Below are 19,046 nucleotides of genomic sequence, written 5' to 3'. Positions count from 1 at the left end.
AAGGCTGCGATTCTTTGCTTTAAGCGTCGCCCTTGATTTCCTGATAACGCTTTTCCAGCTCCTGACGAATCTGACGACGTTGCTGCGCCTGCATATAACGACGCTTGTCTTCGCTGTTTTCAGGTTGCAGCGGCGGCACCGGCGCTGGTTTGCGCTGGTCATCCACCGCAACCATGGTGAAGAAGCAGCTGTTGGTATGGCGTACCGAGCGCTCACGGATATTCTCGGTCACCACTTTGATGCCCACCTCCATGGAGGTGTTGCCGGTGTAATTGACCGACGCCAGGAAGGTCACCAGTTCACCGACATGGATCGGCTCGCGGAAAATCACCTGATCCACCGACAGGGTCACCACATAGCGGCCGGCATAGCGGCTGGCGCAGGCATAAGCGACTTCGTCGAGGTACTTGAGCAGGGTGCCACCATGAACATTGCCAGAGAAATTGGCCATGTCGGGGGTCATCAATACTGTCATCGACAGCTGGGCGTTTCCGGGTTCCATAGCGATCTCACGGGTCAAGGCAAGGTTGAGGGACGCACCTCTGCGGGCGCTTCAGCGGTTTTTTTCAAACCAACAGATATCGGGACGCCGCGCGGGCGACCGCCGTCACGCCCAATCGATCTGTTTCCATATATTGCACCGCCTTTGCGCCGGAAGTCGCGGTGTTACCCTGCAAAAGCCCAGACCAAGGGAATAGTCCTACACGAGAAGCAGGTTTTTACACTGCTCAAATCGGAGACTTCCCGCGTCCGGTGATTAAGCCATTGCACCCAAGGAGCCCCACGCCATGCATGCCATCAGTTTTATTCAGGATCTGGCAGTGATCATGTTGGTCGCAGGCGTGGTGACCGTACTTTTCCATCGGTTCAAGCAGCCGGTGGTGCTGGGCTACATTGTGGCCGGCTTCATCATCGGCCCGCACACTCCGCCGTTCAGCCTGATCCACGACGAAGAGACCATCAAGACCCTGGCGGAGCTGGGGGTGATATTCCTGATGTTCTGCCTGGGCCTGGAGTTCAGCCTGCGCAAGCTGTTCAAGGTCGGCGCCACGGCGTTTATCGCGGCGTTCCTGGAAATCGTGCTGATGATCTGGATCGGCTACGAAATCGGCCGCTGGTTCGATTGGAACACCATGGATTCGCTATTCCTCGGGGCGATTCTGGCCATTTCCTCGACCACCATCATCGTCAAGGCGCTCAATGACCTGAAGATGAAAAACCAGCGCTTTGCGCAGTTGATATTCGGCGTACTGATCGTCGAAGACATCCTGGGTATCGGCATCATCGCCTTGCTGTCGAGTATCGCGGTCAGCGGCACGGTCAGTTCGAGCGAGGTGTTCTCCACCGTCGGCAAGCTTTCGCTGTTCATGATTGTCGCGCTGGTCATTGGCATTTTGCTGGTGCCGCGTTTGCTGGCCTACGTGGCCAAGTTCGAAAGCAACGAAATGCTGCTGATCACTGTGCTGGGCCTGTGTTTTGGCTTCTGCCTGCTGGTGGTCAAGCTTGAGTACAGCATGGTGCTCGGTGCGTTCCTGATTGGCGCGATCATGGCTGAGTCTCGGCAGTTGCTGAAAATCGAACGCCTGATCGAACCGGTTCGCGACCTGTTCAGTGCGATTTTTTTCGTCGCCATCGGCCTGATGCTCGATCCCATGATACTGCTGCAATACGCCTGGCCAATTGCGGTGATCACCGTGGCGGTGGTGCTCGGCAAGATGCTGTCGTGCGGCCTTGGCGCCTTTATCGCCGGCAACGACGGGCGTACCTCGCTGCGAGTCGGGATGGGGCTGTCGCAGATTGGCGAATTCTCTTTCATCATTGCATCGCTGGGCATGACCCTGCAGGTCACCAGTAACTTCCTTTACCCGGTGGCCGTGGCGGTCTCGGTGCTAACCACGCTGATGACGCCCTATCTGATCCGCGCAGCCGACCCGCTGTCGATCAAACTGGCTGCGGTGATGCCGCAACGGCTGGCTCGGGTGTTGGGGATGTATGGTGAATGGTTGCGCAGCATCCAGCCGCAGGGTGAGGGTGCGTTGCTGGCTTCGATGATTCGGCGGATTTTGCTGCAGGTGGGGGTCAATCTGGCGTTGGTGATTGCGATTTTCTTCGCGGGCGCTTACTTCGCCGAAGGCATATCTACTTACCTGCAAGACTGGATCAGTGACCCGAGCTGGCAGAAAGCGTTGATCTGGGGCGGGGCGCTGCTGCTGTCGCTGCCCTTCCTGATTGCCGCGTATCGCAAGCTCAAGGCGCTGTCGATGTTGCTGGCGGAAATGGGCGTCAAACCGGAGATGGCGGGCCGTCACACGCAGCGAGTGCGCCGGGTGATCTCCGAAGTGATCCCGATCCTCTCGCTGCTGGTGATTTTCCTGCTGCTGGCAGCCTTGTCGGCCAGTATTCTGCCGACCAACAAGTTGCTGGTCCTGATCGCCGTGGTCGCGGCCGCCGTAGCGGCGCTGCTCTGGCGCTGGTTCATCCGAGTGCACACACGGATGCAGGTGGCCTTGCTCGATACCCTGGAAAACCACAAGGATTCGCCGGGGCATTGATCATGTGAGGGGCGTCGAACGGCTCAGCTTTCCAGCCAGACGTCCCGCGCCCAGTGCCATACCGATTCCCAGGTTTCTTCGGCGATCAGCTCTTCTTCGGCCTGCCAAAGCACCACGGTGCCGTCTTCTTCGACGCAGTAGTAGTCGTCGCCGTCCTGGCAGATCGGGATCAGGCTGCGATCGACGCCTGCATCCCAGGCGTTGGCGGCTACGTCCGGCAGGTAGGTGTGGGATTGCGGGTCAGTGACGGTGACCGGCTCCAGGCTGCCATAGACCACGTCGCTGACGGTCAGCAGGAACTCTCTGAAGACGAACGGAATGTCGATGAACAGTTGTTCTTCGATTTCGACCAGCAGATCTTCGTCGGGCAACTCCAAGGGGACCGGTACCGGTTCGTTGGCTTCACGCAGTTGTTCGATGATTTCTTCCACGTCCGGGATCCTCTTGCTTGTATGGCGCGGTTTATATGGGGCGGTTTATACAGTAGCTCGCTATAGATGCAACCGCGAAATAGAAAACCCCAGCCGAGGCTGGGGTTTTTATTACATCAAGTGAAGCGCGGAGGGGAATCAGCCGTTCTGGCGGATACCGGCCACCAGCCAAGGCTGGTTTTCACCTTGTGCACGTTCCATGTTCCAGCTTTCGCTGAAAACTTCACCCTGGTCGAAACGCGAGGTTTTCGACACGCCGCTGAAGGTCAGGGTGGCGATGGTCTTGTCGGCGCGATCATCCACACCGTCCAGTTGCACATTGAGGTTATCAATGTAGGTGGACTGGAAGCCGTCACCCAGGTCAGCACGTTCGCGCTTGAGGAATTCCAGCATTTGCGGGGTCACGAACTCGGCGATCTTGTCCATTTCATTCGCGTCCCAGTGTTGCTGCAGGGACTGGAAGTGATTGCGCGCGGCTTCGATGAAGTTGTTTTCGTTGAACCAGGCTGGAGCGTTGATTACCGGACGAGCGGCAACCGGTGCTGCCGCGCCACCGAAGATCGAACCACCAGCAGGCTTGGGTTCGAACGCTTCACGTTGCATCGGCGCGTAGCCTGCCGGAGCCATTTGCGGCTGCTGCTTGCGACGACGAGCGGCGATGAAGCGGAAGACCAGGAACGCGATGACCGCCATGATCAGGATGTCGAAAATCTGCATGCCCTGGAAACCGTCGCCCATGAACATGGATGCCAACAGGCCACCGGCGGCGATGCCGGCCAGAGGGCCAAGCCAGCGCGAAGCGCCACCGGCCTTGGCTGCGGCGCCCGCGGCACCGGCTGCACCAGCGGTCGCCGCAGCGCCGCCCATGCCTGGAGAAGAAGGAGCCATCTGGCTGGTCTGGTGCGTCGGCGCAGCGCCTGCGCTTTTGCCACCACCAAAGCGCTTGGCGGCATTGGCGTCGAGGCTCATCGTCAAGCCGATGCACAACGCCATGGCGATGCTAAGAAAACGTTTCATAAAGGGAATTCCCATTTGTGGAAGGCACGCGCGCCATGTTGCACAGCTGAAGTGTTACTGGCTAGCGGCAGAGTGTTTCGAGCTTTTGCCTGACAGGTTGCATTCAGCTTCAGTCAGCGCAATAGGGCTTGTTAACTTTGGTCTGTAGGAAAAGTGGATAAGTTCTGTAGGAAAGGATATCTAGCGTCGCAGCGCGAGCATGATGACGCCCGCCGTGATCAGGCCAATCCCACTCCATTGGCGCAGATCGAGCTTTTCCCCCAGCAGGACCACACCGAGCACGGCCACCAACACCACGCTGAGTTTGTCCACGGGAGCGACCAGTGAGGCCGGGCCGACCTTGAGTGCGCGGAAGTAGCAAATCCACGACGCACCGGTGGCCAGTCCCGACAACAACAGGAACAGGTAGCTCCTGGAAGAGATCGATCCTAAAGACTGATATTGGCCCGTGGCGTACAAAATCAAGGCCAGGCTGACCAGCACCACCACGGTGCGTAACAGGGTGGCGAAGTCTGGATTGACGTTTTCGACGCCGATCTTCGCGAAAATGGCGGTCATTGCCGCGAAGGCTGCGGATAGCAGGGCCCAGAATGTCCAGGAAGAAAAGAAGCCTGAGCCCATTTTTCAGCGCCTTTAGTCAGATCAACCTGTGGGAGCGAGCCTGCTCGCGAATGAGAATGCAGGGTGTCTCTGAAACACCACGTCATCGTTCTTCGCGAGCAGGCTCGCTCCCACAGAAAAACAGTCAGTGCGACCTTAAATAGCTTCCAGCTTGGCGTAACCCAGCATCAGCCATTTGCTGCCTTCGCTGAAGTTGACCTGCACCCGAGCCGCCGCCCCGGCGCCTTCGAAGTTGAGGATCACGCCGTCACCGAAGATCGAATGGCGCACAGTCTGGCCCAGGCTAAAGCCGGTCTGCGGAATCTCGCTGCCGCTGAACAGGTTGCTGCCACTCATCGACTGGTTGCCGCCGTACGGCCGGCTGACGCTGTTGGACAGCCGCACTTCCTGAATCAGGCCCTTGGGCACTTCGCGTACGAATCGCGAAACCTTGTTGTAGGTCTCACTGCCGTACAGGCGTCGGGTTTCAGCATAGGTCATCACCAGGTTCTGCATGGCCCGCGTGATGCCGACATAGGCCAGGCGACGCTCTTCCTCAAGGCGGCCGGGCTCTTCCAGGCTCATCTTGTGCGGGAACAGGCCTTCTTCCATGCCCACCAGGAATACATAGGGGAATTCCAGGCCCTTGGCGCTGTGCAGGGTCATCAATTGAATGCTGTCTTCGTGTTCGTCGGCCTGGGTATCGCCGGCTTCCAGCGAGGCGTGACCGAGGAAGGCCGCCAGTGGCGTCAGGTCCTCGTCCTCTTCGCTGTTTTCGAAGTTGCGCGCCGCGCTGACCAGTTCCTCAAGGTTTTCTACCCGGGCCTGGCCCTTCTCGCCTTTTTCCGCTTCGTGATAGGCGATCAGCCCCGACTGTTCGATGACGGTCTGGGTCATGAGGTGCAACGGCATTTCCATGCACTTGGCGGCGAGGTTCTCGATCAACTCGATAAATGCGCCCAGCGCGCTGGCTGCCCGGCCGGTAACGCCTTTATTGGCTACCAGCAGACGCATCGCTTCCCACATCGACACATCGCTGTGGCGGGCGTGGTCGCGGATGGCTTCGACGGTTTTCTCGCCGATGCCCCGGGCCGGCACGTTGATCACCCGTTCCAGCGCGGCATCGTTGCCACGGCCTTCGAGCAAGCGCAGGTAGGCCATGGCGTTCTTGATTTCAGCACGTTCGAAGAAGCGCTGGCCGCCATAGATGCGATACGGAATGCGCTCGCGCAGCAAGGCTTCTTCCAACACGCGCGATTGGGCGTTGGAGCGGTACAGAATCGCGATATCGCTGCGAGCCAAGCCGGTTTTCAGCGCACTTTCGATGGTTTCGACAACGTAGCGAGCTTCATCGTGTTCGTTGAACGCGGCGTACAGGTTGATCGCCTCGCCGTCGCCGCCATCGGTCCACAGCTCCTTGCCCAAACGCCCGGTGTTGTTGGCGATCAGGGCGTTGGCAGCCTTGAGGATGCCGGCGGTGGAGCGATAGTTCTGCTCCAGGCGAATGGTTTCGGCGTCTGGGAAGTCTTCGGAATACTGGTAGATGTTCTCGATTTTCGCGCCACGCCAGCCGTAGATCGACTGGTCGTCGTCGCCCACCACCATCAGGCTGTCGCCACCTTTGGCCAGCAGGCGCAACCAGGCGTACTGCACGGCGTTGGTGTCCTGGAACTCGTCCACCAGGATGTGCCGGAAACGCTTCTGATAGTGCGCCAGCAGGCCAGGGTGATCGCGCCACAAGTCGAGTGCGCGCAGCAGCAATTCGGAGAAATCGATCACGCCGGCGCGCAGGCAGGCGGCCTCGTAGGCTTCATAGATGCCGCGCATGGTCGCCAGGAACAGGTCGCCGCTGGCCTGGATGTGTTGCGGGCGCAGGCCTTCGTCTTTCTGCCCGTTGATGAACCATTGGGCCTGACGGGCGGGCCAGCGCTGTTCGTCCAGGCCGAGCTCGCGGATCACCCGCTTGACCAGGCGTTGCTGGTCGTCGCTGTCGAGGATCTGGAAAGTCTGGCTCAAGCCCGCTTCCTGCCAGTGCGCCCGCAGCAAGCGGTGCGCCAGGCCGTGGAAAGTGCCGACCCACATGCCGGCCGGGTTGATACCCATCAACTGCTCGATGCGCTGGCGCATCTCGGCAGCAGCCTTGTTGGTGAAGGTCACCGACAGGATGGAGTGGGGCGAGGCGTTTTCGACCTGGATCAACCAGGCGATACGGTGCACCAGCACTCGGGTTTTACCGGAACCAGCACCGGCCAGGACCAACTGACGACCCACGGGGGCAGCTACGGCCTGGCGTTGGGCATCGTTGAGGGAGTTCAGCAGAAGGGAGAGATCATCGCGCATCGGGGCATTCTATGGGGCTGCGTCACCACGGGCAAACCCCGCTTCGTTTTAGCCGATGAAAGTTACGCACGGGACGACCGGTCAGTCATCGGTTGCAATCGTTTGCCGGCCCCGTCTGACGGCATTTTGCCACTGCTGACGGCTGATACTTTGGTCTGTTTTTTGATCAGGAGCAGTTTGGTCCGGGCATTGGCTTGTGTATGCTCCGTCCACGTTTCGGGCACATGCTCATCATTATAAGAACAAGAACACTGCCTATGACCCTCAGCATCGACCTGTCGGGCCCTACTGTGGAGCCCCGGGTGATCCGTAAACAATTCGCCATGGAAATGGCGGTCGAACGCACGCGTCTGCTGTATCAGGGTTCCTTGCTGCCCACGCTGTTCATGTTGATCAATGGCCTGGTGTGCGCCGGATTGCTCTGGAGTCCGCAGCGTTATTTCCTGGTCAGTGTCTGGCTGGTGTGGTTGCTGTCGTTGGTCGCATTGCGGGTGATCCAGGTGGCGGCCTTCGATTCGGCGATTCCCAACCGCCAGGCGCATCCGATCTGGCGCCGCATGTTTTTACTGGGCTCTGGTCTCACCGGCTTGACCCTGGCCGGTGCCGGTATCGCCCTGGTTCCCGCCGATAATTTCATTCAACAAGCGTGGGTGTTCGGCCTGATCGGTGCCGCAGCGCTGTCGGCCAGCGTGGCCTACGCGGTGAGTTTGCCTGCGTTCCTGTCCTTCACCTTGCCCTGTCTGTTGCCGGCCATTGCCTATATGTTCTGGGGCGGGGACGAGCACGGCTGGGGCTGGTTCGGCCTGATTCTGCTGGGTGCGCTGAGTGTGGTCGCCTGGCAGGTGAATCGGCTGATCGATCGCGGACTGTTGCGACGCTTCCAGAATCAGGCGCTGATCGAAAATCTGCAGCAGGCGCAGAACTGCAGCGACCAGCTCAATCAGAAGCTGGCCAGGGAAATCGATCAGCGTCGACGCGCCGAAGACGAATTGCGCGAAATCCAGGTCGACCTGGAAAACCGTGTCGCCCAGCGCAGTCTGGAACTGGAGGCGGCCAGCCAGGCACTGAGCCAGAGTGAGGCGCGCCTGGCGCTGGCATTGAAAGCCAGCGAGCTGGGGTTGTGGGACTGGAACCTGCAAACCGACGAAGTCCATCACACGCATATCCAGGAATTATTCGGCCTGGCGCCGGAACAGGTAACGGCATTACTGCGCCACCTCAAACCGCGCCTGCATCCCGACGATCTACCTGCACTGAAAAGGGCCTTGGTCGAGCATTTGAAAGGCCGTACCGAGGATTACCAGATCGAGTACCGCGTGCGGCATGGCGATGGCCACTGGGTGTGGATCGAGGACCGCGGACGGGCAGTGGAACGCGCCGACAACGGCCGAGTGATTCGCATGGTGGGCACGCGGCGCGATATCAGCGTCGGCAAGGCCCAGGAAGAGCAACTGCAGTTGGCGGCGACGGTGTTCGAGGCGGCCAGCGAAGGTATCGTGATTTTCGATCCGAATTACGCCCTGATCGCGGTCAATCAAGCCTTCAGCCGGGTGACCGGCTATGAAATCGAGGAAATTCTCGGGCGTAAGGTGGTCGATTTGCCTTGCAGTCGCGATGCTCGCCGACATTACGGTGCGATCCATCAAGCCCTGGAGCAGCACGGCAGTTGGCAGGGTGAGCTGGTGGAAACCCGCAAGAATGGCGAGATGTATCCGCAATGGCTGCAATTGACTGCAGTGCGCAATATTCGTGGAAATGTCAGCCATATCGTGGGCTTCTTCGCGGATCTCTCGGCACGGCGAGAATCCGAAGAGCGCATGCGCTACCTGACCCATCATGACGAACTCACGGGGCTGGCCAATCGCTCGATGTTCCGCGAACGGCTGAGCGAGGCGCATCAGCGTGTGCGTCAGGGCGGGTATCGCAGCCTGGCGTTGTTGCACATCAATCTGGATCGCTTCAAGCAGCTCAACGACAGCCTGGGTCACGAGGTGGCCGATCAGCTGTTGCAGAAAATGGCCCGGCGCCTGGTCAACGCATTGCCTGAGGCAGACACCATCGCACGCTTGTCCGGCGATGAATTCGCCGTGCTGTTCAATGCCTATGGCAACCTCTCCAGTCTGGCGCGGGTGGCGACGCGCTTGTCGGCAAAATTGCGTTTGCCGGTGACCGTCGAGGGTCATGAGCTGGTAGTTAGCGCATCCATGGGCATCAGCCTGTTGCCGGACAACGCCCGGGACATATCCGCATTGGTCAGTCAGTCAAACATGGCCATGCAACACGCCAAGCATTTGGGCGGCAACAATTTCCAGTTCTACACCGATAGCCTGCAAGCCAGCACCCTGGAGCGCCTGCAGTTGGAAAATCATCTGCGTAAAGCGGTGGAAGAGAAGCAGCTGAAGGTGTTTTACCAACCGAAACTGTGCCTCGCCACGGGCAAGCTCAATGCCGCCGAGGCCTTGGTGCGCTGGGACCACCCGACCATGGGGCGTGTGCCGCCGGGGGATTTCATCGGTCTGGCGGAGGAGACGGGGTTGATCGGCCCGATCGGCGAGTTCGTCTTACGCCAGGCCTGCTGGCAAGCCTGCGAGTGGCAGCGCCTGGGGCTCGAGGGGATCCGGGTGTCGGTCAATCTGTCGGTGCATCAATTGCGCCAGGGCAAGCTGGTCAGCCTGGTGCGCCAGGTGCTGGAAGAAACCGGGCTGGCGCCGCATTACCTGGAGCTGGAGCTGACCGAAAGTCAGCTGCTCGACAGTGTCGAGCACATTATCGCGACGTTCCAGCAACTGCGTGAGTTGGGGGTGAAGCTGGCGATCGACGATTTCGGTACCGGGTATTCGTCCCTGAGCTACCTCAAGCGCATCCCGGTGGATTACGTGAAGATCGATCAGGCGTTTATCCGGGGCCTGGGAGAGGGTACGGAAGACGCGGCGATCACCCGGGCGATCATTGCGATGGCCCACGGCTTGAAATTGAAAGTGGTGGCCGAAGGCGTTGAGCGGCCGGAGCAGCTTGAGTTTTTGAAAGCTGAGCGTTGTGACGAAGTGCAGGGCTATCTGATCAGTCGGCCGGTTGAGGCTGAGGCCCTGGCGGGATTGCTGCAAGCGCAAGGCGTAAGTTGAACGACGAGTTTCCCGCCAGGTAACTGTGTGTCTGGCGGGAAGCTCTACAGCGCGGGAAACATACTTCGCTTAGTCGGTAATCAGTACTTTATCGATATGGTGCAGCAATTTTCCTTCGTAGAAGATGCTGACGCAGGTGACATTCGAGTTGCCCATTTTTTTGTATTCGACAAATTTGTCTGTTTCTACCTGCAGCGAAATATCGTTGGAATTTTCAAGTTGCAATTCCAGACGCAGGTCAAAGGATTTGTCTTGCAGTGAACTCATGACCAGCTTCGGCGTAATTCCCGTGTGGGCAACCGTTACCGTGCCAAAGGTGCGGAAAGAGGCTGCTCCCGGCATTCGGTTGATTTGTGCGGTCCAGTCTTTGGTTTTAATGCTCATGATGTAACTCCTGTAATCAAGTTTAGTTGCGTCCTGCCCGAGCAAGGTATCTAACTTGACTTTATTGTGGGAGTTATAATCGCAGTATGTTTGTAAGGTCGTATGTTTGCAGTTGTGGCTCAAGTTCTCGAAAAACCGTGGAGAGACTTGAGCGCGCTAATTGCTTGGGTTTGGTGTATCAAGCAAGCTCGCCACACAGGTCCAGTTCAACAAGCCGGCGAACCTCAGCGGGTTCTAGTCCTGCACCCAGCAAACCATGCAGCTTGCCGAACGCCGCTTCACGGGTCATGCCGCCACCTGAAAGCACACCGGCAACCCGCAAACGATTACCGGCCTCATAGACGTCCAGCTCTACGCCTCCTTCATGGCACTGCGTGACTGCCACCACCACGACGCCCGTGTCCCGCGCCCGTTCCAGGCTGGTGAGAAACCCCGGATTGTCGCTAGGCCCGGTACCGCTGCCGTAGCACTCCAGCACCAGGCCCTGAATGCCGCTGTCGATCAGGCCGTCCAGTATTTCGGCGCCGATGCCGGGAAACAACGGTAGCACCGCGATGTTCGCCAGTTGCCGGGGTTGGTTGTAGATCAGTTGTGCAGGAATCGAAGGCTCTTTCATGCCGCCGCCCTGACGTTCCAGCCGCTTGAACGGATGTCGGCCGAAACTGCGAACTTTGGCGCAACGGGTCGGGTCCAGCAGTTCGCCGTGGAAATACAAGTGAACACCCGGTGCCAGGCCTTGGCCCAATGCAATCAGCGCACCGCTGAGGTTTTCCCAGGCATCGCTGTCGGTGACGCCGGCCGGCAGCATTGAACCGGTGAAACACACCCGGGCCTGCAGGCCAAGTAATTGAAAACTCATGGCGGCGGCGCTGTAGGCGAGGGTGTCGGTGCCGTGCAGGATCAGCACGCTGTCGCAACCTTGCACGTCCACGGCGTCGACCACCGCTTCACGCAGTTGCTGCCAATACGCCGGGCTCATGTTGGCGCTGTCGATCAGCGGCGACATCTCGCGAAAGCGCCATTGCGGTACCACGAGATCAGGCTGGCTGTGCAGGTACTCGCGCATCCGCGCTTCGAAACCGGATGCCGGCGTCAGGCCTTGGGCGCTGGCTTGCATGCCGATGGTGCCGCCGGTGTAGAGCACCATGACGTGCTGGGCTGCAGGGTAGGTCGAGGAATTCATGGAGGCACTCCGGGAACGATGTGTGGGATCAAGTCGAATCGTCGCACCGCCGCTCCCACATGAGATGACGCACTTTAACCGATCAGCGTTGCGCTGCGCTCCCACAGGAGGCTCGGTGTTTTCAAAAGTCAAAAAAAAGGGCCTGGAGAGTGATCTCCAGGCCCTCAAAAGGTGAGAGGTGTCTAGTCCCTCGACCTGGTGAGCGGTGCTACAGCGTTGGTTAAGCCTTCAGAGGCACCAGACGCGGGGCAATCATGTTTTCCGGGCGCAGGATGTCGGCGAGCATGGCTTCGTCGAGCAGACCTTCTTCGCGCACCAGTTCCAGCACGCCGCGGCCGCTTTCAAGGGCGATACGGGCGATGCGGGTGGCGTTTTTGTAGCCGATGTACGGGTTCAGTGCGGTGACCAGACCGATCGAGTGTTCGACCAGTTCACGGCAGCGCGCTTCGTTGGCGGTGATGCCGACGATGCAGTGTTCGCGCAGCATGTCCATGGCGCGTTGCAGCAGGCGGATCGAGTCGAGGATCTTGAAGGCGATCAGCGGCTCCATCACGTTCAGTTGCAGTTGGCCGCCTTCGGCTGCCATGGTCAGCGCCAGGTCGTTACCGATGACCTGGAACGCAACCTGGTTCACGGCTTCCGGAATAACCGGGTTGACCTTGCCTGGCATGATCGAGCTGCCTGGCTGACGCGCTGGCAGGTTGATTTCGTTGATGCCGGTGCGTGGGCCGCTGGACAGCAGGCGCAGGTCGTTGCAAATCTTGGACAGCTTGACCGCGGTGCGCTTGAGCATGCCGGAGAACAGCACGAAGGCGCCCATGTCGGAGGTGGCTTCGATCAGGTCGGCGGCTGGAACCAGCGGTTGACCGCTGATCAGGGCCAGACGCTGTACGGCCAGGGCCTGATAGCGCGGGTCGGCGTTGATGCCGGTGCCGATCGCGGTGCCGCCCAGGTTCACTTCGGTCAGCAGTTCCGGAGCCAGCGTCTTCAGACGGGCCAGGTCTTCGCCCATGGTGGTGGCGAAAGCGCGGAACTCTTGACCCAGGGTCATCGGCACGGCGTCTTGCAGCTGGGTACGGCCCATCTTCAGGACGTGGTTGAATTCTTCACCCTTGGCCGCGAATGCCTGAATCAGGCTGTCGAGGCTGGCGAGCAGGGTGTCATGACCCAGCAACAGACCCAGGCGGATCGCCGTCGGGTAGGCGTCGTTGGTCGACTGCGCCATGTTCACGTCGTCGTTCGGGTGCAGGTACTGATATTCGCCTTTCTGGTGACCCATGGCCTCCAGCGCGATGTTGGCGATGACTTCGTTGGCATTCATGTTGGTTGAAGTGCCAGCGCCGCCTTGAATCATGTCCACCACGAACTCTTCGTGGAAGTCGCCGCGGATCAAACGTGCACAGGCTTCGCTGATGGCAGCGTGCTTGGCTTCGCTCAGATGACCCAACTCGCGGTTGGCGTCAGCGGCGGCCTGTTTGACCATGGCCAGACCGACAACCAGTTTCGGGTAGTGCGAAATCGGAACGCCTGAAAGGCGGAAGTTATTCACCGCTCGCAGGGTCTGGATACCGTAATACGCTTGAGCCGGTACTTCGAGAGCGCCAAGCAGGTCATTTTCTGTGCGGAATGATGCAGCGGAGGACATGATAGAAATCATCTCAATATGGACCCGGGCTGTGCCGGAACACTGCAAATGCTAGGCTTGTGGAGAATTTTGGGCCAATGCTGTTAAACACTGGCCTATGCATATTCGGCATAATGCCCATGTGACGCCGTGTTGACGGCGAGCGTGTGACCTAAATTGGTGCGTGCCCGGGAGGGCGAGATGAATCTGGAAAGTAAATGGCTGGAGGACTTCAGTGCCCTGGCCGCCACCCGCAGCTTCTCCCAGGCTGCCGAGCGACGCTTCGTGACTCAACCGGCCTTTAGCCGCCGAATCCGCAGTCTCGAAGCCGCGCTGGGGCTGACGTTGGTCAATCGTTCGCGCACGCCGGTCGAGCTGACGGCGGCAGGCCAGTTGTTCCTGGTGACCGCGCGCACCGTGGTCGAGCAGCTCGGTGAAGTGCTGCGCCACCTGCATCATCTGGAAGGTGGGCAGGGCGAAGTGATGCAAGTCGCGGCTGCGCACTCGCTGGCGCTGGGGTTTTTCCCGCGCTGGATCGCGCAACTGCGTAATGAAGGCTTGAACATCGCTACACGGTTGGTGGCGACCAACGTCGGCGACGCCGTGCATGCGTTACGCGAGGGCGGTTGTGACTTGATGCTGGCGTTCTATGACCCGGACGCGGCCATGCAGATGGACCCTGAAATCTTTCCTTCCCTGCACCTTGGGCATACCGAAATGCTCCCGGTGTGCGCGGCAGATGAGCAGGGAAAACCCCTGTTCGATCTGGAGGGCGAGGCCAGCGTGCCGTTGCTGGCCTACAGTGCGGGAGCGTTTCTCGGGCGTTCGGTCAATGGGTTGCTGCGCCAGCGCGCGCTGCGCTTTACCACGGTGTATGAAACCGCCATGGCCGACAGCCTGAAAAGCATGGCACTGGAAGGACTGGGGATTGCCTGGGTCCCGCAACTGAGTGTGCGCGCCGAACTGGCACGCGGTGAGCTGGTGGTCTGTGGCGGTCCGCAGTGGCACGTACCGCTGGAGATTCGTTTGTACCGCTGCGCGTTGGTGCGCAAAGCCAACGTGCGGTTGTTGTGGCGCAAGTTGGAGGGCGGGGCAGCGCAGGGCACGACCGGTTAACGATGCCTTTGTAGGAGCACAGCTTGCTGGCGATGGCGTCTTCGAAATCGCCATCGCCAGCAAGCTGTGCTCCTACAGGGGGGCGGGGCGATGGCGAGTATTTCTACTGACCTTAAAGTCAATAAATCCGGTGCTTTGCGGTGGATGACAGATGGTCGTAATGGGGGCTGTTTATCTGCTTCATTGAGGTATACTGCGCGGCCTTCGGCCGGTTCGCCTGGCCATAATTCGTACAATCAAGCCACGCATTCTGCGTGGCTTGTTGTTTTTTGATGCGCCTGCGGGCGCCCAGAGAGAAGAGGCACGACGATGAGTGCATTGGTTGGCGTGATCATGGGCTCCAAGTCCGATTGGTCCACCCTTAGCCACACCGCCGATATGCTGGAAAAGCTCGGCATCCCTTACGAGGTGAAAGTGGTCTCTGCCCACCGTACCCCGGACCTGCTGTTCCAGTACGCTGAAGAAGCCGAGGCGCGTGGCATCGAGGTGATCATCGCCGGTGCCGGTGGCGCAGCCCACTTGCCTGGCATGTGTGCGGCCAAGACCCACCTGCCGGTGCTGGGCGTGCCGGTGCAGTCGGCAATGCTCTCGGGCGTCGATTCGCTGCTCTCGATCGTGCAGATGCCAGCAGGCATCCCGGTTGCCACCCTGGCCATCGGCAAGGCCGGTGCGATCAACGCAGCCCTGCTGTCGGCGAGTATCCTGGGCGCCAAGCACCCACAGTTCCACGCGGTGCTGAAAACCTTCCGTGCTGAGCAGACAGACAGCGTCCTGGAAAATCCAGACCCACGCATCGCCTGAGGTTGTTGACGATGAAGATCGGTGTAATCGGTGGCGGCCAGTTGGGTCGCATGTTGGCGCTGGCGGGGACTCCGCTGGGCATGAACTTCGCTTTCCTCGACCCGGCGCCGGACGCTTGCGCGTCTGCATTGGGCGAGCACTTGCGCGCCGATTACGGCGACCAGGATCACCTGCGCCAGTTGGCCGATGAAGTCGATCTGGTGACCTTCGAGTTCGAAAGCGTTCCGGCGGAAACCGTGGCCTTCCTCTCGCAGTTCGTGCCGGTCTATCCGAGCGCCGAAGCCTTGCGTATCGCCCGCGATCGCTGGTTCGAGAAGAGCATGTTCAAGGACCTGGGGATTCCGACCCCGGCGTTCGCCGACATTCAGTCCCAGGCTGACCTGGACGCTGCCGTGGCTTCCATCGGTCTGCCTGCCGTGCTGAAGACCCGCACCCTGGGTTACGACGGCAAGGGCCAGAAAGTCCTGCGCACGCCTGAAGATGTCGTTGGCACTTTCGCCGAGCTGGGCAGTGTGGCTTGCCTGCTGGAAGGTTTCGTACCCTTCACCGGCGAAGTCTCGCTGATCGCCGTGCGTGCTCGCGATGGCGAAACCAGGTTTTATCCGCTGGTACACAACACCCACGACAGCGGCATCCTCAAGCTGTCCGTGGCCAGCACCGATCACCCGTTGCAAGCCTTGGCCGAAGATTACTCCAGCCGGGTGCTCAAGCAGCTGAATTATGTTGGCGTCATGGCGTTCGAGTTCTTTGAAGTCGACGGCGGCCTGAAAGCCAACGAAATCGCCCCGCGTGTGCACAACTCCGGGCACTGGACCACCGAAGGCGCCGAGTGCAGCCAGTTCGAAAACCACCTGCGGGCGGTTGCCGGTCTGCCGCTGGGTTCGACCGCCAAGGTTGGCGAAAGCGCAATGGTGAATTTCATCGGTAAAGTGCCGGAAACTGAAAAAGTCCTGGCCATCGCCGATTGCCATCTGCATCACTACGGCAAGGCATTCAAGGTCGGCCGCAAGGTCGGTCACGCCAACCTGCGTTGTGCAGACCGCGAAACGCTGGCCGCGCAGATCCTCAAGGTCGAAGCGCTCATCGCCGAGTAGCATCACCAGGTAAATCTGGTTTCATGTGGCAGCGGCGGAACCATTGCTGGACCGCCGTTCTCTCATGGCAGGATGCCAAAGTCTGACTAGGCTTTGGCATATCTACCAAATCAGAGGGAAATGCCATGGGAATCATCGGAACCATCTTTATCGGCTTGATCGTCGGCCTGCTGGCTCGGTTCCTGAAACCGGGCGATGACAGCATGGGCTGGATCATGACCATCCTGCTCGGTATCGGCGGTTCGTTGGCAGCCACTTACGGCGGCCAGGCCCTGGGCTTCTATCAAGCGGGTGAAGGCGCAGGCTTCATCGGTGCACTGGTGGGCGCCGTCATCTTGCTGGTGATCTACGGCTTGATCAAAAAGAACTGATCCACGCGACAAAGTCCTCTCGGCTGCGCAGCCCGGGAGGACTAGAATGCCCGGCGATTTCCTTAACCCTACCGGGCATTTTCATGCGACGTCTTCTGCTGACTCTTGTTTTACTGAGTACGGGCCTTGCCCATGCCGGCGATTTGCCGGAAACCGACTGGCTCGAACTGATGCCCAAGTCGGACCAGAAAGCCCTCGAGGCCATGCCCGAAATCGACCACAACTCCCCGGAAGCCACTGGCACCTTCACTGAAAAAGGTGGCATGAAGCAGAGCAAGGGTTTGCCCGCGGTGATGTATTCGACCAAGACCGTAGCCTCGATGAACGACAAGGACATCCGTATCGGTGGTTATCCGGTACCGCTGGAGTCCGACGCCAAGGGCCGCAGCACATTGTTCTTCCTGGTGCCATACCCGGGGGCCTGCATCCACGTACCGCCACCGCCACCCAATCAGCTGGTGCTGGTGCGTTATCCCAAGGGCTTGAAGCTGGATGATATCTACACGCCGTTGTGGGTGACCGGCACGCTGAAGATCGAGAAGGTCAGCAATGACCTGGCGGATGCGGCGTATGCGCTGGATGCGGCGAAGGTGAGGGTGGTGCAGGAGTCGGATTTGTAACTCGCCATTCCGGTTCTGCACAAACTAACTGTGGGAGCGAGCCTGCTCGCGATGAGGCCATGACATTCAACATCTTCGTTGACTATCAGGCCGCTATCGCGAGCAGGCTCGCTCCCACATTGGTTTTTGGTGTTGCTTAGAGTGGTTTGCTGTTGATGCTCACGCCCAGGGTATGACTGGCACCCGGCGCCAACGTCACCACATCACCCATCACATTCGCCGTTTCAATGCACAGCATGCGCTGCCAGCCATCGTCGGCCATGTCGCTGAACGCCGCAGCGCGCTCGGTCCACGGGTTCCAGATCACTGCCGAGCGCGAACCGGTACTGGTCAGCTCGATGCGTCGCTCCCAGGCCGGGTCGACAATGCTGAGCCGGGGCGGCGTATCGAGGTAGATGCGATCGGTTTCGCCGGTAAAGTGCAAGTCACCGGACTGGGACACGGTTTTCCAGTCGTCCAGCGTCTCGATATAGCTCAGCCCGTCCAGCCCTTCGACATGCACATTACGCACATCGCTCACCGCGAAATAGCTGTGCAGTGCCTGGCTGATCGTGACGGTGTCGGTGCCCTGGTTGTGACTGGTCAGGTTGATATGCAGTTGCTCGTCCAGGCGAATGCTCAACTTCAGGTCGACCTTGTGCGGCCAGCCTGGCAAGCCGCCTTCGGGGCAGGGCAGGAGGAACTCGATCTTCAGGCTTTCGCCCTCGGCCTCGATGCCGCCCAATTCCCAGTCGATCGCCCGCACCAGCCCGTGAGCGGCGGCGGGTTCGTTGCCGGTGCGCATCGCCTGGACGCTCTGTGGGTTGCGCGCCAGGTTGCCGAACCACGGCCAGCAAACCGGCACACCGGCGCGGATGCTTTTGCCCGCCTTGAAGACGGCCTCGTCGTTGAGCCAGATCAGCGGTGGCTGGCCAGCCAACTGATAGCTGAGGATGTGTGCACCCTGCTGGGCCACCAGCAATTCGGCCTGGCCGTGGCGGATGCGCCAGCAGTTCAGTTCATCCAGTTTGACGGCTTCAACGTTGGGCGTGCTCATGGGACAGCTCTCGATCAGTAACAATGACTGCAATGGACCGCAAAACGCTTGTCGGGTTTAACGCAGCCCGGTTTTAACGTGCTCTGGGTGGAACCGAACGAGTACGGCCGCTGCCATCGATGGCGACGAACACAAACACCGCTTCGGTGACTTTGCGCCATTCGCTGGACAGTGGGTCGTCGCTCCAGACCTCGACCATCATCTGGATCGAGCTGCGGCCGATTTCCAGTGCCTGGGTATAGAAGGAGAGCTGGGCACCCACTGCAACCGGAACCAGAAATGCCATGCGGTCGATCGCGACAGTGGCCACGCGACCACCCGCCACCTTGCTGGCCATCGCAGTACCGGCCAAGTCCATCTGCGCCACCAGCCAGCCGCCGAAAATATCGCCAAAGCCATTGGTTTCGCGAGGAAGCGCGGTGATTTGCAGGGCCAGGTCGCCTTGCGGGATCGGATCTTCTTGTTCGAGCTCTATCATGCCGGGGGTGCCTCTGACCCGTGACTCTTCGTGTGTATTTCAGTGAATAGCCGTCTTCAGGAAAAACGATTCATCCCCGAACATACTGCGTTCGTCACGTTTTTCGTCAGGCGCCTAAAGGGAAACTCTGCGAAATCGCCTATGAACCCCTGACAGGCGTTTTCGCACAGCAACCCTTACACGTTATTACTTAATTGCGAGTATATCGGTCGGTAGACTCCGATACGACCATCCGGTTCTCATTTTGACCATCAAATACGCACCTCTATGTGCTTTT

17 protein-coding genes are annotated in these 19,046 nt (G+C 59.6%); 7 read left to right on the top strand and 10 right to left on the bottom strand.

What is annotated here, in order from left to right:
• Positions 1–19: 19 nt before the first annotated feature.
• A complete protein-coding gene (locus tag PMI35_RS05475; RefSeq protein ID WP_008064551.1) occupies positions 20–502 on the bottom strand; it encodes an acyl-CoA thioesterase in 483 nt (160 codons plus the stop codon).
• Positions 503–788: 286 nt separating this feature from the next.
• Between PMI35_RS05475 and PMI35_RS05480 the strand changes: the two genes are divergently transcribed.
• Positions 789–2,552 carry a cation:proton antiporter gene (locus PMI35_RS05480; protein WP_008064550.1) on the top strand — a complete coding sequence of 588 codons (1,764 nt, stop codon included), beginning with the start codon at positions 789–791 and terminating at the stop codon, positions 2,550–2,552.
• A 23-nt stretch (positions 2,553–2,575) separates the two neighbouring features.
• Here PMI35_RS05480 and PMI35_RS05485 read toward each other — a convergent pair whose 3' ends face one another.
• The 4 genes from PMI35_RS05485 to uvrD form a co-directional block, all read right to left on the bottom strand.
• Positions 2,576–2,983 carry an SMI1/KNR4 family protein gene (locus PMI35_RS05485; protein WP_003187120.1) on the bottom strand — a complete coding sequence of 136 codons (408 nt, stop codon included), beginning with the start codon at positions 2,981–2,983 and terminating at the stop codon, positions 2,576–2,578.
• 138 nt (positions 2,984–3,121) lie between these two features.
• Complete coding sequence (locus PMI35_RS05490) at positions 3,122–4,000, bottom strand: Tim44 domain-containing protein (RefSeq protein WP_008064549.1); 879 nt, start codon at positions 3,998–4,000, stop codon at positions 3,122–3,124.
• 180 nt (positions 4,001–4,180) lie between these two features.
• The gene (locus PMI35_RS05495; RefSeq protein ID WP_008064547.1) at positions 4,181–4,621 is read right to left on the bottom strand and encodes an EamA family transporter; all 441 of its coding nucleotides are present in this window, start codon (positions 4,619–4,621) and stop codon (positions 4,181–4,183) included.
• Positions 4,622–4,756: 135 nt separating this feature from the next.
• Positions 4,757–6,940, bottom strand: a complete 2,184-nt coding sequence (uvrD, locus tag PMI35_RS05500) for a DNA helicase II (protein ID WP_008064545.1) — start codon at positions 6,938–6,940, stop codon at positions 4,757–4,759.
• A gap of 257 nt (positions 6,941–7,197) precedes the next feature.
• On the opposite strand from uvrD, the gene PMI35_RS05505 reads away from it, so the two are divergent.
• Positions 7,198–10,062: an EAL domain-containing protein gene (locus tag PMI35_RS05505; protein ID WP_008064543.1), complete on the top strand. Its 2,865-nt coding sequence runs from the start codon at positions 7,198–7,200 to the stop codon at positions 10,060–10,062.
• A 69-nt stretch (positions 10,063–10,131) separates the two neighbouring features.
• On the opposite strand, the gene PMI35_RS05510 is transcribed toward PMI35_RS05505, so the two are convergent.
• The 3 genes from PMI35_RS05510 to aspA all read right to left on the bottom strand — a co-directional run bounded on the left by PMI35_RS05510 (position 10,132) and on the right by aspA (position 13,274).
• A complete protein-coding gene (locus tag PMI35_RS05510) occupies positions 10,132–10,446 on the bottom strand; it encodes a hypothetical protein (protein WP_008064542.1) in 315 nt (104 codons plus the stop codon).
• 178 nt (positions 10,447–10,624) lie between these two features.
• Positions 10,625–11,629 carry an asparaginase gene (locus PMI35_RS05515; protein ID WP_008064540.1) on the bottom strand — a complete coding sequence of 335 codons (1,005 nt, stop codon included), beginning with the start codon at positions 11,627–11,629 and terminating at the stop codon, positions 10,625–10,627.
• 220 nt (positions 11,630–11,849) lie between these two features.
• Positions 11,850–13,274 carry an aspartate ammonia-lyase gene (gene aspA, locus PMI35_RS05520; protein ID WP_008064537.1) on the bottom strand — a complete coding sequence of 475 codons (1,425 nt, stop codon included), beginning with the start codon at positions 13,272–13,274 and terminating at the stop codon, positions 11,850–11,852.
• 180 nt (positions 13,275–13,454) lie between these two features.
• Here aspA and PMI35_RS05525 point away from each other — a divergent pair, with 180 nt between their 5' ends.
• The 5 genes from PMI35_RS05525 (at position 13,455) to PMI35_RS05545 (ending at position 17,255) form a co-directional block, all read left to right on the top strand.
• Positions 13,455–14,369 (top strand): LysR substrate-binding domain-containing protein, encoded by a 915-nt coding sequence (locus PMI35_RS05525; RefSeq protein ID WP_008064535.1) that lies wholly within the window; start codon positions 13,455–13,457, stop codon positions 14,367–14,369.
• A 309-nt stretch (positions 14,370–14,678) separates the two neighbouring features.
• Positions 14,679–15,170, top strand: a complete 492-nt coding sequence (purE, locus tag PMI35_RS05530; protein ID WP_007971731.1) for a 5-(carboxyamino)imidazole ribonucleotide mutase — start codon at positions 14,679–14,681, stop codon at positions 15,168–15,170.
• A gap of 11 nt (positions 15,171–15,181) precedes the next feature.
• A complete protein-coding gene (locus tag PMI35_RS05535) occupies positions 15,182–16,264 on the top strand; it encodes a 5-(carboxyamino)imidazole ribonucleotide synthase (protein WP_008064533.1) in 1,083 nt (360 codons plus the stop codon).
• 125 nt (positions 16,265–16,389) lie between these two features.
• Positions 16,390–16,635 carry a GlsB/YeaQ/YmgE family stress response membrane protein gene (locus PMI35_RS05540; protein ID WP_008064532.1) on the top strand — a complete coding sequence of 82 codons (246 nt, stop codon included), beginning with the start codon at positions 16,390–16,392 and terminating at the stop codon, positions 16,633–16,635.
• A gap of 83 nt (positions 16,636–16,718) precedes the next feature.
• Positions 16,719–17,255, top strand: a complete 537-nt coding sequence (locus PMI35_RS05545; protein WP_008064531.1) for a DUF3299 domain-containing protein — start codon at positions 16,719–16,721, stop codon at positions 17,253–17,255.
• A gap of 136 nt (positions 17,256–17,391) precedes the next feature.
• Here the strand turns inward: PMI35_RS05545 and PMI35_RS05550 are convergent, their stop codons facing one another.
• A complete protein-coding gene (locus PMI35_RS05550) occupies positions 17,392–18,291 on the bottom strand; it encodes a D-hexose-6-phosphate mutarotase (protein ID WP_008064529.1) in 900 nt (299 codons plus the stop codon).
• Between the two features lie 73 nt (positions 18,292–18,364).
• The gene (locus PMI35_RS05555) at positions 18,365–18,769 is read right to left on the bottom strand and encodes an acyl-CoA thioesterase (protein WP_007896491.1); all 405 of its coding nucleotides are present in this window, start codon (positions 18,767–18,769) and stop codon (positions 18,365–18,367) included.
• Between the last annotated feature and the right edge of the window lie 277 nt (positions 18,770–19,046).

This window comes from Pseudomonas sp. GM78, assembly GCF_000282475.1.
GTDB lineage: Bacteria > Pseudomonadota > Gammaproteobacteria > Pseudomonadales > Pseudomonadaceae > Aquipseudomonas.
The sequence above is the reverse complement of the archived record's forward strand: the minus strand, read 5'-3'. Positions and strand labels throughout refer to the sequence as shown.

Coding starts and splice junctions, on each gene's coding strand:
- PMI35_RS05545 (WP_008064531.1), top strand. CDS start 16,719: ATGCGACGTCTTCTGCTGACTCTTGTTTTACTGAGTACGGGCCTTGCC.
- PMI35_RS05525 (WP_008064535.1), top strand. CDS start 13,455: ATGAATCTGGAAAGTAAATGGCTGGAGGACTTCAGTGCCCTGGCCGCC.
- PMI35_RS05555 (WP_007896491.1), bottom strand. CDS start 18,769: ATGATAGAGCTCGAACAAGAAGATCCGATCCCGCAAGGCGACCTGGCC.
- uvrD (WP_008064545.1), bottom strand. CDS start 6,940: ATGCGCGATGATCTCTCCCTTCTGCTGAACTCCCTCAACGATGCCCAA.
- PMI35_RS05490 (WP_008064549.1), bottom strand. CDS start 4,000: ATGAAACGTTTTCTTAGCATCGCCATGGCGTTGTGCATCGGCTTGACG.
- PMI35_RS05505 (WP_008064543.1), top strand. CDS start 7,198: ATGACCCTCAGCATCGACCTGTCGGGCCCTACTGTGGAGCCCCGGGTG.
- aspA (WP_008064537.1), bottom strand. CDS start 13,274: ATGTCCTCCGCTGCATCATTCCGCACAGAAAATGACCTGCTTGGCGCT.
- PMI35_RS05510 (WP_008064542.1), bottom strand. CDS start 10,446: ATGAGCATTAAAACCAAAGACTGGACCGCACAAATCAACCGAATGCCG.
- PMI35_RS05480 (WP_008064550.1), top strand. CDS start 789: ATGCATGCCATCAGTTTTATTCAGGATCTGGCAGTGATCATGTTGGTC.
- PMI35_RS05475 (WP_008064551.1), bottom strand. CDS start 502: ATGGAACCCGGAAACGCCCAGCTGTCGATGACAGTATTGATGACCCCC.
- PMI35_RS05540 (WP_008064532.1), top strand. CDS start 16,390: ATGGGAATCATCGGAACCATCTTTATCGGCTTGATCGTCGGCCTGCTG.
- PMI35_RS05495 (WP_008064547.1), bottom strand. CDS start 4,621: ATGGGCTCAGGCTTCTTTTCTTCCTGGACATTCTGGGCCCTGCTATCC.
- PMI35_RS05535 (WP_008064533.1), top strand. CDS start 15,182: ATGAAGATCGGTGTAATCGGTGGCGGCCAGTTGGGTCGCATGTTGGCG.
- PMI35_RS05515 (WP_008064540.1), bottom strand. CDS start 11,629: ATGAATTCCTCGACCTACCCTGCAGCCCAGCACGTCATGGTGCTCTAC.
- PMI35_RS05550 (WP_008064529.1), bottom strand. CDS start 18,291: ATGAGCACGCCCAACGTTGAAGCCGTCAAACTGGATGAACTGAACTGC.
- purE (WP_007971731.1), top strand. CDS start 14,679: ATGAGTGCATTGGTTGGCGTGATCATGGGCTCCAAGTCCGATTGGTCC.